Annotated in this window: 16 protein-coding genes and 1 pseudogene; 8 read left to right on the forward strand and 9 right to left on the reverse strand. The window is 59.2% G+C overall.

The features are described from left to right. Positions 1-40 precede the first annotated feature (40 nt). The 3 genes and pseudogenes from gatA to gatC form a co-directional block, all read right to left on the reverse strand. Positions 41-1,525 (reverse strand): Asp-tRNA(Asn)/Glu-tRNA(Gln) amidotransferase subunit GatA, encoded by a 1,485-nt coding sequence (gene gatA, locus RDA78_RS16695; RefSeq protein ID WP_434056165.1) that lies wholly within the window; start codon positions 1,523-1,525, stop codon positions 41-43. 132 nt (positions 1,526-1,657) lie between these two features. Beyond that, a pseudogene (locus RDA78_RS16700) lies at positions 1,658-2,008 on the reverse strand (GNAT family N-acetyltransferase); the annotation flags it as partial. Between the two features lie 13 nt (positions 2,009-2,021). Beyond that, complete coding sequence (gene gatC, locus RDA78_RS16705) at positions 2,022-2,309, reverse strand: Asp-tRNA(Asn)/Glu-tRNA(Gln) amidotransferase subunit GatC (protein ID WP_434050947.1); 288 nt, start codon at positions 2,307-2,309, stop codon at positions 2,022-2,024. 208 nt (positions 2,310-2,517) lie between these two features. Here gatC and RDA78_RS16710 point away from each other — a divergent pair, with 208 nt between their 5' ends. From RDA78_RS16710 to RDA78_RS16730, 5 genes are all read left to right on the forward strand, one after another. After that, positions 2,518-3,117 carry a TetR/AcrR family transcriptional regulator gene (locus RDA78_RS16710; protein ID WP_434050948.1) on the forward strand — a complete coding sequence of 200 codons (600 nt, stop codon included), beginning with the start codon at positions 2,518-2,520 and terminating at the stop codon, positions 3,115-3,117. Between the two features lie 151 nt (positions 3,118-3,268). Further along, positions 3,269-3,763, forward strand: a complete 495-nt coding sequence (locus RDA78_RS16715) for a YHS domain-containing (seleno)protein (RefSeq protein ID WP_434050949.1) — start codon at positions 3,269-3,271, stop codon at positions 3,761-3,763. A 183-nt stretch (positions 3,764-3,946) separates the two neighbouring features. Then, positions 3,947-4,744, forward strand: a complete 798-nt coding sequence (locus RDA78_RS16720; protein ID WP_434050950.1) for a siderophore-interacting protein — start codon at positions 3,947-3,949, stop codon at positions 4,742-4,744. A gap of 68 nt (positions 4,745-4,812) precedes the next feature. Beyond that, positions 4,813-5,163: a DUF3291 domain-containing protein gene (locus RDA78_RS16725; protein WP_434050951.1), complete on the forward strand. Its 351-nt coding sequence runs from the start codon at positions 4,813-4,815 to the stop codon at positions 5,161-5,163. A gap of 133 nt (positions 5,164-5,296) precedes the next feature. Further along, entirely contained in the window at positions 5,297-5,908 is a 612-nt protein-coding gene (locus RDA78_RS16730) for an MliC family protein (RefSeq protein WP_434050952.1), read from the forward strand. 65 nt (positions 5,909-5,973) lie between these two features. On the opposite strand, the gene RDA78_RS16735 is transcribed toward RDA78_RS16730, so the two are convergent. Next, entirely contained in the window at positions 5,974-6,453 is a 480-nt protein-coding gene (locus RDA78_RS16735) for an ester cyclase (protein ID WP_434050953.1), read from the reverse strand. A 91-nt stretch (positions 6,454-6,544) separates the two neighbouring features. Here RDA78_RS16735 and RDA78_RS16740 point away from each other — a divergent pair, with 91 nt between their 5' ends. Further along, positions 6,545-7,432 carry a LysR family transcriptional regulator gene (locus RDA78_RS16740; RefSeq protein WP_434050954.1) on the forward strand — a complete coding sequence of 296 codons (888 nt, stop codon included), beginning with the start codon at positions 6,545-6,547 and terminating at the stop codon, positions 7,430-7,432. A gap of 5 nt (positions 7,433-7,437) precedes the next feature. On the opposite strand, the gene RDA78_RS16745 is transcribed toward RDA78_RS16740, so the two are convergent. The 5 genes from RDA78_RS16745 to RDA78_RS16765 all read right to left on the reverse strand — a co-directional run bounded on the left by RDA78_RS16745 (position 7,438) and on the right by RDA78_RS16765 (position 10,592). Then, entirely contained in the window at positions 7,438-8,061 is a 624-nt protein-coding gene (locus RDA78_RS16745) for a LysE family translocator (protein ID WP_434050955.1), read from the reverse strand. Positions 8,062-8,115: 54 nt separating this feature from the next. Continuing rightward, complete coding sequence (locus RDA78_RS16750; protein WP_434050956.1) at positions 8,116-8,700, reverse strand: HD domain-containing protein; 585 nt, start codon at positions 8,698-8,700, stop codon at positions 8,116-8,118. Next, positions 8,701-9,450 (reverse strand): pyridoxine 5'-phosphate synthase, encoded by a 750-nt coding sequence (locus tag RDA78_RS16755; protein WP_434050957.1) that lies wholly within the window; start codon positions 9,448-9,450, stop codon positions 8,701-8,703. A 136-nt stretch (positions 9,451-9,586) separates the two neighbouring features. Beyond that, positions 9,587-10,192 (reverse strand): DUF4166 domain-containing protein, encoded by a 606-nt coding sequence (locus RDA78_RS16760; RefSeq protein WP_434050958.1) that lies wholly within the window; start codon positions 10,190-10,192, stop codon positions 9,587-9,589. Then, positions 10,185-10,592: a thiol-disulfide oxidoreductase DCC family protein gene (locus RDA78_RS16765; protein WP_434050959.1), complete on the reverse strand. Its 408-nt coding sequence runs from the start codon at positions 10,590-10,592 to the stop codon at positions 10,185-10,187. Before RDA78_RS16765 ends, RDA78_RS16760 begins: the two co-directional genes overlap by 8 nt. Before the next feature lie 220 nt (positions 10,593-10,812). On the opposite strand from RDA78_RS16765, the gene RDA78_RS16770 reads away from it, so the two are divergent. Next, complete coding sequence (locus tag RDA78_RS16770; RefSeq protein WP_434050960.1) at positions 10,813-12,027, forward strand: GTP-binding protein; 1,215 nt, start codon at positions 10,813-10,815, stop codon at positions 12,025-12,027. Next, the gene (locus RDA78_RS16775; RefSeq protein WP_434050961.1) at positions 12,024-12,647 is read left to right on the forward strand and encodes a DUF1826 domain-containing protein; all 624 of its coding nucleotides are present in this window, start codon (positions 12,024-12,026) and stop codon (positions 12,645-12,647) included. The genes RDA78_RS16770 and RDA78_RS16775 overlap by 4 nt, the downstream gene beginning before the upstream one ends. The last annotated feature ends 21 nt before the right edge of the window (positions 12,648-12,668 follow it).

Here is a 12,668-nt window from a genome sequence, read left to right on the forward strand (position 1 = left end):
AGCTCCGGGATTGCCAAAAGGATGTGACTTCCTTGAGCGTTCAGCCCCACCACTTTTGCGGTTCGAAGGACCCTGCGGCGTCTTCGATGACCTGTCCGATCTGGAAGAGCGTCGCTTCATCGAACGGCTTGCCGATTAGCTGCAGGCCGAGCGGCAGACCGTCCTTGTCGAGGCCGGCGGGAACCGAAATGCCCGGTAGACCGGCCATGTTGACGGTCACCGTGAAGATGTCGTTCAGGTACATCTTGACCGGATCTGCATGAAGCTCCTGATCCGCCACACCAAAGGCGGCAGACGGCGTTGCCGGGGTCAGGATCGCGTCGACGCCGTTTTCCCAGGCAAGATCGAAGTCGCGTTTGATGAGCGTGCGCACCTTCTGCGCTTTCAGGTAGTAGGCATCATAGTAACCGGCGGACAGCACATAGGTGCCGATCAGGACACGGCGCTTGACCTCGTCTCCAAAGCCCTCCGCCCGGGTGTTTTCATACATCTCGACAATGTCCTTGCCCGGGACGCGCAGGCCGTAGCGGACACCGTCATAGCGGGCGAGGTTGGAGGAGGCTTCTGCCGGGGCAACAATGTAATAGGCGGGCAGGGCGTATTTTGTGTGTGGCATGGAAATCTCGACGATTTCCGCGCCTGCTTCCTTCAGCCAGGCAATGCCCTTCTGCCAGAGCTCCTCGATCTCGACGGGCATGCCGTCCAGGCGGTATTCTGCGGGAATGCCGATCTTCAGCCCCTTCACCGACTTGCCGATGACGGCTTCGTAGTCAGGCACCTCGATATCGACGGAGGTCGTGTCCTTCGGGTCGATGGAGGCCATCGATTTCAGAAGGATCGCACTGTCGCGCACGGTGTGCGCAATTGGCCCGGCCTGATCGAGCGAGGAGGCAAAGGCAACGATGCCCCAGCGCGAGCAGCGGCCATAGGTCGGCTTGATGCCGACCGTGCCGGTGAAGGCGGCGGGCTGGCGGATCGAGCCGCCGGTGTCGGTGGCGGTTGCCCCCATGCACAGGCGCGCGGCGACGGCCGTTGCCGAGCCGCCGGACGACCCGCCCGGTACGAGGTCCTGGTTTGAGCCGGTCTTGCGCCAGGGGTTGATCACGTCGCCGTAGTAGGAGGTCTCGTTGGAGGAGCCCATGGCGAACTCGTCCATGTTGAGTTTGCCGAGCATGACGGCACCGTCGGTCCACAAGTTGGTGGTCACGGTGGATTCATAGGCGGGCTTGAAGCTGTCCAGGATGTGGCTGCAGGCCTGGGTGTGCACGCCTTTCGTCGCGAACAGGTCCTTGATGCCGAGTGGAATGCCTTCCAGCGTACCGCCTTCCCCCCTGGCGAGCTTTTCATCGGAGGCCCTCGCCATCTCGCGGGCCTTGTCCAGGGTGACCGCGACATAGGCGTTGAGCTGCGCGTTGGCCGCCTCGATGTTTGACAGGAACGCGTCCGTCAGTTCAAGCGACGTGTAGTCCTTGTTTTTCAAGCCTTCGCGTGCGTCGGCAATGGTCAGTTTGGTCAGGTCGGTCATGTGTGTCTCTTGGCTGGCCGCAAGCGGCCGGGAGTAGAATACGGAATAGGGGCTGTCCGGGTAGTCGAGCACCGGGCCGCAGCGGGTGAAGCCTGCGCGTTCGTAAATGCGCCACGCGGCGGGGTGTCTGTCACCGGTTTCAAGCACAAGCGAGGCATAGCCTTCGTGCTCGGCAAGACGCACGATCTCCTTAAGGATCCTGCCGCCGATGCCCAACCCCTGAAAAGCGGGGCGGGTGTACATGCGCTTGACCTCGGCGATGCCGCCGCCGTGACGGTGCAGCGCGCCGCAGGCCGCTGCCTTCCCATCGACGCGGGCGACAAACACTGTTGTCGCCTCTCCGGCCATGTCTTCCGGGCTCATGTGATAGCAGGCCTCGGGTGGCGACAGCGTCAGAAGCAGCGCGTTCAGTTCACCGATCATCGCACCCATGTCGTCCGACATGGGCGTTTCGACAGCAATGGTCGGTGCGGGCTGCGTCATCCGGTCAAAGTCCTTATTCGACGACTTTGGGCACCATGAAGAAACTGTCTTCAGAGGCCGGTGCGTTGAGGGTTATGTCGCCGGCCTTGTTGCCGTCGGTGATCCCGTCCGCGCGCTTTTTCATGGTCTGCTCGACGACCGACGTCATCGGCTCGACACCATCGATATTCACTTCATCGAGTTGCTCGACGAACCCCAGGATCGCATTGAGCTCGCCCGTCATTCGAGTGGCATCGTCTTCGCTCGCCTTGATGCGCGCCAGGCGCGCGACGCGTTTTACCGTTTCGGTATCTACTGACATGTGGTCCTCGTTTTGACTGGCGCTGCAGGCGCCGGAAACACGGCTTGGCATCGGCGGCATAACTGCCGCTCGGCCCGCTCCTTGTGACCTGCTTCTAGACGCTATTTCCCGCAAGTGGGGGAAAAACGCAAAGGCTCTGGCAAAAAAGATGGATTTCTGGTACCACTTGGAACCGTAATTAGTTGCCGGATATCGAGCCATGGTTTCAATGGCACATCAAAACGGGCGGGGGCGCCCCAGGGAGAGCCGCCTGAGCACCAAACTCCTTGCGGTCACTTTTACCGAAGTGGCGTCAAAGGGGATCGACGCGACGACGATCGCGGCAGTCGCCAACGCGGCCGGAACAAGCAAGCAGGCCATCTACAGACGATACCGGACGAAAGATCAGCTTGTCGCGGAAGCTGTCCGAAACCGGATCGCGCTCATCATACCCGTGGCACCGCTGCGCAGTTCCGTTGCCGACGACCTCAGGCGGTATCTCGGGCATCTGGCGGAAACATTCCGCAAAGATCCTTTCGCCGCGGTTTTCCGCGCGCTTCTTCCCTACCGGCAGAAGCCGGAATACGCGGCCGTTCTGGACAGCGCCGAAGCGGAGCAACGTCTTGCGTTGCGGCAGATACTCATTGCAACGCCGTTTGAATCCGACATGGAAATTCGGATCGACATGCTTCTGGGCTTTATCTATTTCAGGCTTGTTTTTGCCGATGCAGAGGTTTCGCAGAAGGACATCGACAGTGCGATTTTCCTGGCGCTCGGTCTTGTCGCACCGCGCGATCCCTTGCCACTCTCCGGTCAGCCGGGAACCTGAAGAGACGTCAAGTCACAAAATCTGGCGGCTTGCGCTCGTCTCTGTGATCAAAGGTTATTGGCCATTTACCGCGTCAAGCGACATCTTTGCACCAGCACGGTGCGAATACACGCCGCGCGCAATGCCTTCTCTTACACTTGTGGGGACGTCCATGCCGCTTTACACCTCCAAATCCGTCCTGCTGGGTCTGACAGCCCTGTTCTCGGCAGCCGCTTTCACGGCTTCCGCCGACGAAATCACCACCTTCACCAAGGGCGGCGCTGCCATCGGCGGCACCGATCCGGTCGCCTATTTCACCGAAGGCAAGCCCACTGCCGGTTCCGATCAGTACACGTTTGAATATGACGACGTGACCTGGAAGTTCTCTTCCGCCGAAAACCGCGACAAGTTTGCCGCTGAGCCTGCCAAATACGCCCCGCAATATGGTGGCTTCTGTGCGTTCGGTGCAGCCATGGGCTTCAAGGTTCCGGTTGTTCCGGAAGCCTGGTCGATCGTCGACGGCAAACTCTACCTGAACAACTCCATGAAGGTTCAGGAGCGTTTCGAACAGGATGTTCCAGGTCACATCAAGAATGCGACGCTCAACTGGGAAATCATCAAGGACAAGAAGCCGGAAGATCTGAAAGAGCCGATCATCCGGAACTGATTGTTCTCAAATCAACTTGCCATTATCTCCCAAAACCTTTCGGCCCGCCTCCCGGCGGGCTCTTTTTTCGCAGGAAATACGCGCGTTACGCTGTGTTTCACTTAGGCGAACAATGCCCCCCTTCAAAAACGGTTCCGGGTCGATTAAATCTTGAGTTCGTAATTCATGTTTGGAGAACAATCCGTGCTCAAGCGATTAAAGCGGCGTCCGCGCATTCTGACCGTTCAATCAACGCGGCAACTCAGCCCGCATTTGCTGCGCGTGACCTTTGCAGGTCCCGAGCTGGAGGGTTTTCCGCTCAAACATGAAGGCGCGAACTGCAAGCTTGTCCTCCCGCGTGATGGCGAGAGCCGCGCGGATTTCGAAGCTTATTTCGCACCGGACGGACCTGACGAAAAAGTCCATCCCGTGAGAACCTACACCGTCCGGTCCCACCGGCCAGACAAGCTGGAACTCGACATCGATTTCGTGGTTCACGGCGATGAAGGCCCTGCCACGTGCTGGGCTCAAGCGGCAGGACCCGGTTCCTATCTTGGTTTCTTCGGTCCGAGCCAGACAAAAATCGCCGAATTTTACGCAGACTGGTACCTTCTTGCAGCCGATCTTTCCGCCATACCGATTGTTGAGGCGACACTCGAGGCGATGCCGGGCGATGCACGGGGAGTTGCCGTGTTCGAGGTTCCTTCCAACGAAGACATCCGTGCCATTACGGCACCGGAAGGCATTGAAATCACGTGGCTCGTTCACGAAGATCCGCATGTTCCCTCGACCGCACAGGTCGACTTCATCAAGTCTCTCAACTGGCGCTCCGGCGTGTTGCAGACCTGTATCGCCGGAGAAAGCTCGGTCATCCGTTCGCTGCGGGGCTATCTTCACAATGAAAGGAAGGTGCCGAAGAAGGACACCTATATTTCCGGCTACTGGAAAATCGGCCTTGTCGAAGACGAGCATCAGAAAATGAAACGTTCAGAGGCGGCCTGATCCGGTTTTGTTTTATCCAATCCGGCGATTGACCTGATGCGTAAATTCTCCACCGCCGGAGGGTTGAAATGGCTCGCTATCATGTATCCGTCACAGGACTTCGCCTGAAAAGCTGGTTCCATGTTGTCTCGTTCTGGCGCCACGCCATGCCGAGCTACAATCAGGCCAGGGAAGCCGAAGGCAATGTGCTGACCGACGTGCTCAAGCGCAAAGGCGTTCATCATACGCTGACGGTCTGGGAGAGCGAGACGGCGATGAAGCGTTTTCTCTATCGTGGCGCGCACAGGAAGGCGATCAGGACCTTTCCCCGGATTGCGACCGGAACGACCTGGAGTTATCCGTCAGACGAAATTCCGTCATGGCCGGACGCATTGGCCGAGCTTGAAAAACACGGGCGAACTTATGCTTCGCCGAAATAACGCGGCGGTGGTGCCAGCCCCGTTGTTCGTCCGGCTTTGACTTCATGGAGGGCGCTTTCAGTATCGTATGTCATGACAATTGACCCCAAGACCAAGGATGCGATGATGCCGAACAACCGGAGGAGATCTGCAAATGCACCGCCTGCGATTCTGGGGAACCGTTTTCACCGCTGTCCTGTTTTCAACGGGCGTAGCCGTTGCTGCAGATCCTGCCTTTGATTGCGCAAAGGCGGAAAGTTCAGCGGAGCAACTGATCTGCTCCAATGACGACCTGGCAAAGCTCGACCGCACGCTGGCCGGTGTTTACGGCGAGGCGGTCAAGGCGATCGGGTCGTTTGCGGACAAGGACACAGCGCTTCAGGAATTCAAGGCGTACCAGCGCGGCTGGATCAAGGGCAGGGACGAGTGCTGGAAAGCGAATGACGAACTGGCCTGCATCAAGTCGGACTACGAACACCGGATCGCGGAAATCACGGCGAAATACGGGCTGATCGAGGGGCAGAAACCGGTCTTCTACATGTGCAACGACAATCCGGCGGACGAAATCGTTGCAACGTATTTTCCGACCACACCGCCGTCTGCACGCCTGGAACGTGGCGACAGCACGGAAATCGTCGTGGAAGGGCCAACCGGATCCGGGGCCCGCTATCAGGGCAACTTCGGGATCGTTTTCTGGATCAAGGGAGATGAGGCGATGGTCGAGTGGCCGCAGGGCACGTCAATCGACTGCAAGGTGCGCAGCTGAAAAGACCTTGATCACGGGATCGGTGACCGCGCCGGCCAAGCCCGGTCACCGTATGGTGCCGTCGGTTACTTGGCTTTCAATTGCCGGATCGCGGTAGCCCACTCTTCCACGTGGTATGACTTCACGATCTTTCCGTCTTCCACCGTGTGAATGTCGATCGACATGATGTCAAAGCTATTGCCCGTGGCCGGATCGATCCCGAAAAACGGGCCTTGCGGCGTCCCGGTTGCCTTGCCGCGCACGATGAAACGGTTGCCGTCCTGTAGGATTTCCTGGGGCTCCCACTTCAGGTCGGGAATGATGGCGCCAAAACCCTTCAGCGTCTTGTGAAACCCTTCTGCACCGGCGCCGCCGCGCGGTGTCGGAACAGAGACCCAGTCTTCAGAGACGACGGAGCGCACCTGTTCGGCGGTTACGTCGGCCGGCGTTGTCAGGAGTTCGGAGTAGAAAGACTTGACGACATCAAGGTCGCTGGCGGTTGCCGCGCCGGACAGGATCGCTAGAAACCCGGCAGCCAGCGCAGATTTCAAAGTAGTTTTGAGCATGTGGTGCATCCTTCAAGTGTGAGAATGCTTGCAATCTGGCTGCATTCTTTATTATTCGGTAGGTCAGTAAAGCAGAAAAGAATATTAGATTATGCCGAATAAAAGCGGATTGCCGTCTGCCCAGACTCTGCGCCGAATGACCTATTTCGCGGCCATCGCGGAAGCGGGGTCCATTCGCGGTGCGGCCGAGCAGCTTGGTCTTTCGGTTCCGGTTGTCTCCGAAGCACTGTCCAGCCTCGAAGAAGAACTCGGCGTGACGCTGGCGGTGCGCACAACGCGCAAGCTGGAACTGACCCAGACGGGCGCCGCGTTTCACGACGCGGTGACCAGGATGCTGTCGGCTGCACGCGAAGCGGTCGGCACCGTTGCGCAGGACCGGCCGGTCTCCGGGAAAATCTCCATAACGCTGCCGGTCGAACTGGCGGCGCATTGGCTGCCGGAGCGCATCGCCTCGTTTCAGCGGCAACACTCTGGTGTCGCGTTCAAGATCGAGGCCAACGATGAGGTGACCGAGCTGAAGGGAAGTGCCTTCGACATGGCTGTGCGCGCGGCCTACGTGACGCCGGCAAGAATCGAACAGGGCTTCGAGAACCTGCCACTGGTCGCGGTCGCAAGCAGCGTCCCGAAAATTCGCAGTGGAGCCGGTTGCAAACGCGTTATCGGTCTTCCGTTCCTCAAGGCCTACGGTGTTGAAAGAATCGATATCGCGGACGCAGAAAGCCGTCAGCTGTTTGAGCTCACCTACGAAAAAACCATCGAGATCAACAACCGCGATGCGGCCATTGCGATGGCACGCCAGGGAATGGGTTTTGCGCTCGTCACCGAAGCCGCTGTGCGCGACGATCTCAACGCCGGGAGATTGCATAATGTTCTGCCCGGCGCAGATTTCGGAAATGTTTCCCTGCGCTGCCTCTTGCGCGACCGCCTGCCGTCACCAGCGGCTGAAGCCTTCCGGGATTTTCTGACAGCGACGGCGTGAAGCGCCTATCGGCTGGCCGTTGCCAGTGCCGAACCGAAGCCGACAAACAGGCCGCCCGTGACCCGCCGCACCCACCTGGCGCGTTTCGCGGACGTCAGGAACCGGCGCAGGTGCCCACCGGCGAAGGCAATAAACGCGTGGTTGGCGAAACACAGGATTGCGTAGGTGAAGGACAGGATACTGATTTCCACCATGTCGATCCTGCCGGAGCGCATGAATTGCGGAAAGAGGGCGGTGATGACGAGGATCGCCTTGGGGTTGGTGACCGAGACGAGCAGGGCCTCCAGGAAGAGTTTCCAGCCGCTCTTGCCGGCTGCCGCGGTTGTGTCGGTCACGTGAAAGCCCGACTTGTCGCGCCAGATCTTCAGGCCCAGGTAGATCAGATAGGCCGCGCCAATGAATTTCAGCACGGTGAAGGCGAGCGCGGAGGTTGCCATCAGTGCGCCGAAGCCGAAGGCAACCGCGTACCCGATAATGACAAGGCCCGCGGCATTGCCGGTTGCCGATGCCAGCGTTGCATTTCTTCCGAAACGCAGCGTGTTGCTGATGGCGAGCATCACGCCCGGACCGGGACTGACGGCCGGCAGAAGAGAAACGGCAATGAATACAAGCCACAGTTCAAACGACATCGTGTAATTCCTCTTTCAGGGCGGGACCGCTGACAGCGGCAGTCGAGGAGTGGATCAAGGCAGCAGATGACCTGCCTTCGCAGCTTGATCCAGGAGGCGCTGGGCATACTCCCAGAGCTGGGGGAAGGGGCTAAGGCGGGCTTCCTTGGTTTCGCGCAGGTCAGCCACGGAAATCGGTGCATGGGTTGGGTCGTCAATGCCTGATGCGAACACCAGCACCATCGGATGCAGGGCATCCATGGCATTCGCAAACCGGGCTTCATCCGTTTCGTTGGCCTCGAATTCGAGCCAAAGTCGCTTGAATTCGGTCCCCTGAGGCTCCGGGAGCAGCGCAAACAGCCGCTCGGCTGCCGCCTGTTCCCGCGCCTTGACATCAGAGAAGTTGGTCTCGTCCACCCAGTGATCGCCGGCATCGATTTCGACGAGGTCGTGGACCGTCAGAAGCTTTATGACATGGTGAATGTCGGTTCCTGCCGGTGCATGGTCCGCGAAGGTCAGGGTCTGGAGGATCACGTGCCAGCAGTGCTCCGCCGTGCCTTCCCTTCTGGCGCCGCTCGCAAGCTGGTTGAGCCGAACGACTTCCTTCAGCTTGTCGGCCTCCAGCAGAAAAGCGACCTGACGATCAAGTGCATCGGGCATTCAGATTTCACCCATTGCCTTGCGGAATCTTTTGACACTTTCGGCAAATCCGAAAATCAGGGCATCGGCGGTAAACCCGTGTCCGATGGACATTTCCCGGATGAAGGGCGCCTTGGCGATGAGCGCGGGAATGTTGTCCACGGTCAGGTCGTGTCCGGCATTGACGCCGAGGCCGCATTCACGTGCGGCAGATGCGGTCAACGCAATCAGCTCGAGCTCCTTTTCCGCTGCAGCCTTGTCGTCGTAACAGGCACCATAGGGACCGGTGTAGATTTCGATCCGTTCGGCGCCAACGCGGGCGGCGTGCTCGGGTGCAGCCGGATCCGGGTCGCAGAACAGCGACACGCTGACCGTCCACTCCTTCGAGGCTGCGATCGCCGTCTCCAAAAGGCCGGTGTCTCCGGCGAAGTCCCATCCATGATCGGACGTTGTCTGCTCCGGGTCGTCCGGAACGAAAAGGACCTGTTCCGGACGGGCCTCTTCGACCAGGCGCATGAAGTCTTCCGAAGGATACCCCTCCAGACACAGTTCTTTGTTCGGGAACCTGTCTTCGATCAGTTCGGCCAATTCGAAAACGTCATCCTTGCGGATATGCCGCTCGTCGGGGCGCGGATGCACCGTGATGCCTTTCGCACCGGCTTCCATGGCCATTGCTGCGAGCCCCGTCACGCTTGGCCACGGCAGATCCCGACGGTTGCGCAGCATGGCGATGGCGTTGACGTTGACGGACAGGCGTGAGACGGCGGACATGGCTGGAGTTCCGGATGAAACGGTTCACATTCTGATTCAAGAAGTTGGGTCGAGCTTGCAGAATTGTTGCAAAACCTATTGAAGTCAAACGGGGAATTGTCTCTAGAGACAATGTAATTCGTGTGTCCGCCTGCGATCAGTCGTCAGACCGCACCGGATTCAGATGCCCCTGATAGCGCACCAGCATCCCGATGCCGGGCAGGGACACCTGGACGTCGAAATGAAAGCGGCCATCCATCTCGAATTCACCGGCCTCACTGACCGGAAGCAGCGCTCTTGGCAGTGAAACGCCCAGGATCCTGCCGCGCGCGACGGGAAACTGAAGCCGGTCATCTGCCAGCTGAAGATCAATATCGAAGGCCATGGCACCGAAACGTTCGGTGATATGCCCGCGCTCTTCGCCGTTCCGCAGGCACAGCACGGAAGCAAACATCTTGCCGCCGAAATCGCGGCGCCAGAGTTCCATGTCACCTCGGCGCTCGATTGTCACGGAAACAGGGATGTCCTCTGCTTCTTCGGGAAACCCGACGAGGCGGCAGATCAGGGCCCCGATCCTTGATTTTCCGCGTGTGACCCTGGCGCGGCCCTGCCATCCGCTCTCGCCTTTGACCGTGTGAAGATCTCGCACGGACCGGGGCAGGTCCTTGAAGCGTTCTCCGAGTGCGCGCTGAAACAGGCAGCATGCATCATCGGTGCCCGCACCGGTAACGATATCTGGCGCTGTGGCGGTCCTGTCAGTCAATCAATCGGTCCTTCAGTTCTCTGGACGGAAGCGGGCAGGATCTTTTGCCGAAGGCATACCGGTTCCGGGCAATCCGGTCGTAGATCCAGTTCGCGACAGAAACCGGCAGCAGGTTAACGACGGCAAGCAAGGACCAGGGCTTGCCAAGGCTTTTCATGGAAGCTGCGAATGACGCCATTTTCGTGTAGGCCCGGCCATCAAGGATCACGATGTTCGTTTCAAGCGCATCCGGGTCAAGGTCATGTTTTATATAGAGGGTCCGGCCCAGGTCGGATCGGGCACTGACGAACCGGAAATCCGCCTGCTTGTCATGGCTTGCCATGAAGCGTGCGAAGCCGGAGCAGAAGATGCAATCGGCATCGAAAACGATCAGGTTCGTGTCGTCCGAAACGTTTGCCAAGCGATGTGCTCCGGTTGCGATCCATTTCAGGTGTCTGTGACAGACTGGCGTATTCGGGAACCTGCATCCAGTTGCGTTTCGTCGCAGAAGGATACGGCTCTTTTCCCGCGGTTGCCAACGCAGTTTTCCACTCCCGGCAAACGTGACTTGTATGCGACCCAAATCTGGCTATGTTACCCGGTAATGTTATTACATTACTGATATCGAGCCAGGAGCCTCCATGCCAGATACCCGTTTGCCGGTCACCGTTCTCTCCGGATTTCTAGGAGCGGGGAAGACCACCTTGCTCAATCGTGTCCTGAACAACCGCGACAACCTTAAGGTCGCCGTCATCGTCAATGACATGTCCGAAGTCAATATCGATGCCGATCTTGTGCGTGCCGGTGGCGCGGAACTCAGCCACACGGACGAAACGCTGGTCGAAATGTCCAACGGCTGCATTTGCTGCACATTGCGGGACGATCTCCTGCAGGAGGTGCGCCGGCTGTCGCAGGAAGGCAAGTTCGACTACCTGTTGATCGAATCTACCGGGATCTCCGAACCGCTACCCGTTGCAGCAACTTTCGATTTCCGGGACGAAGATGGAGAGAGCCTCTCCGACGTGGCGCGTCTCGATACCATGGTCACGGTGGTCGACGCGGTTAATCTGCTCAAGGACTTCTCGAGCCACGACTTCCTGCATGATCGCGGAGAGACACTGGGCGAGGAAGATGAGCGCACGCTCGTCCATCTTCTGACCGACCAGATCGAGTTTTCCGACGTTGTCGTTCTCAACAAGGTCAGCGCGGCCGCGCCGAGCCAGGTGGACGCGGCCCGGAAGATCATCCGCAGCCTGAACGGGGATGCGAAAATTCTCGAGACTGACTACAGCGACATTGCGCCGACCGAAATTCTGAACACAGGTTTGTTCGACTTCGAAAAAGCCCATGGACATCCGATGTGGGCCAAGGAGCTTTATGGCTTCGCCGACCATGTTCCAGAAACTGAAGAATATGGTGTGGCCTCTTTCGTCTATCGGGCACGGCGGCCTTTCAATCCGGAGAAGATCCACGGGCTTCTGAACGGCGCCCTCCCGGGAGTGATCCGGGCCAAGGGTCATTTCTGGATCGGCAGCCGCCCGGAATGGGTCCTCGAATTCTCGCTTGCCGGCGCCCTGTCCGGTGTTGCACCGATCGGAACATGGTGGGCATCCGTACCCCCGAACCGCTGGCCTCAGGACGAACGTGCCATCGAATATGCCAGGTCGCACTGGGTTGAGCCGTTCGGCGACCGGCGGCAGGAGATCGTGTTTATCGGCGCGGGTATCGACTGGCCGGCGCTGAAGTGCCAACTCGATGAATGCCTGATCGCAGAAGATGAAGGCAATGATCTGAGCCAGTTCAAAAACCTGCCGGATCCCTTTCCCGTGTATCGCATGGCGGAGAGAGCGGCATGAGCCTGGCGCAAGCGAGCTATCAGCCGCAGATATTCGCGCGCGATGTGCTGATGGGCCGGGACCCGGAGATCCTGGAAGACATCAACAGACCCGGCGTCGCGGCGTCGATCTGGGCACGCAGATGCAGTCATGACTTCCGGGAATGGATCGACAGCCTGCCTATGGAGCAACTGCCGGAGTTGCGCACGGTCGTCCCCGTTCATCTTGCCGAGGCTGCAGCAATCGCGGCTTGCGAGCAGGTGAAGCTGCCGCCGTCTCCGGAACGGGAGATGCTGACCGGTGATGCCGGCGCACTGGCGCTGATCATCTCGAAGGTGCTTGATGTGCGGCAGGTCAGGATCAGGTTCGACGTTTCGGACGAGGTCATGTGTCCGAAGTTCCACGTCGACAATGTACCTGCGCGCCTTTTATGCACCTATCGCGGCGCTGGAACGGAGTATGTCCTGGCGGGAGCGGAAGAAAACCCTGAGCGCATAAGCAAGGTTCCGCGCGGGGCCGTCGGTCTGTTCCGCGGCGGCGCGTGGCACGGTGAAGAACGCACCGGGCTGCTGCACCGCTCACCGGATCCGGCCGCCGGCTCAGGGCCGCGCTTGCTCCTGGTGATCGACCCTGTCTCATAAGGGCCAGCCTTTGGGCGTGAC

It is taken from the genome of Roseibium sp., from assembly GCF_051016195.1.
Lineage (GTDB): Bacteria > Pseudomonadota > Alphaproteobacteria > Rhizobiales > Stappiaceae > Roseibium.

Bases quoted from the DNA above. Each gene is read 5' to 3' on its own strand.
- gatA (WP_434056165.1), bottom strand. From the start codon at position 1,525: ATGACCGACCTGACCAAACTGACCATTGCCGACGCACGCGAAGGCTTG.
- gatC (WP_434050947.1), bottom strand. From the start codon at position 2,309: ATGTCAGTAGATACCGAAACGGTAAAACGCGTCGCGCGCCTGGCGCGC.
- RDA78_RS16710 (WP_434050948.1), top strand. From the start codon at position 2,518: ATGGCACATCAAAACGGGCGGGGGCGCCCCAGGGAGAGCCGCCTGAGC.
- RDA78_RS16715 (WP_434050949.1), top strand. From the start codon at position 3,269: ATGCCGCTTTACACCTCCAAATCCGTCCTGCTGGGTCTGACAGCCCTG.
- RDA78_RS16725 (WP_434050951.1), top strand. From the start codon at position 4,813: ATGGCTCGCTATCATGTATCCGTCACAGGACTTCGCCTGAAAAGCTGG.
- RDA78_RS16730 (WP_434050952.1), top strand. From the start codon at position 5,297: ATGCACCGCCTGCGATTCTGGGGAACCGTTTTCACCGCTGTCCTGTTT.
- RDA78_RS16735 (WP_434050953.1), bottom strand. From the start codon at position 6,453: ATGCTCAAAACTACTTTGAAATCTGCGCTGGCTGCCGGGTTTCTAGCG.
- RDA78_RS16740 (WP_434050954.1), top strand. From the start codon at position 6,545: ATGCCGAATAAAAGCGGATTGCCGTCTGCCCAGACTCTGCGCCGAATG.
- RDA78_RS16745 (WP_434050955.1), bottom strand. From the start codon at position 8,061: ATGTCGTTTGAACTGTGGCTTGTATTCATTGCCGTTTCTCTTCTGCCG.
- RDA78_RS16750 (WP_434050956.1), bottom strand. From the start codon at position 8,700: ATGCCCGATGCACTTGATCGTCAGGTCGCTTTTCTGCTGGAGGCCGAC.
- RDA78_RS16755 (WP_434050957.1), bottom strand. From the start codon at position 9,450: ATGTCCGCCGTCTCACGCCTGTCCGTCAACGTCAACGCCATCGCCATG.
- RDA78_RS16770 (WP_434050960.1), top strand. From the start codon at position 10,813: ATGCCAGATACCCGTTTGCCGGTCACCGTTCTCTCCGGATTTCTAGGA.
- RDA78_RS16775 (WP_434050961.1), top strand. From the start codon at position 12,024: ATGAGCCTGGCGCAAGCGAGCTATCAGCCGCAGATATTCGCGCGCGAT.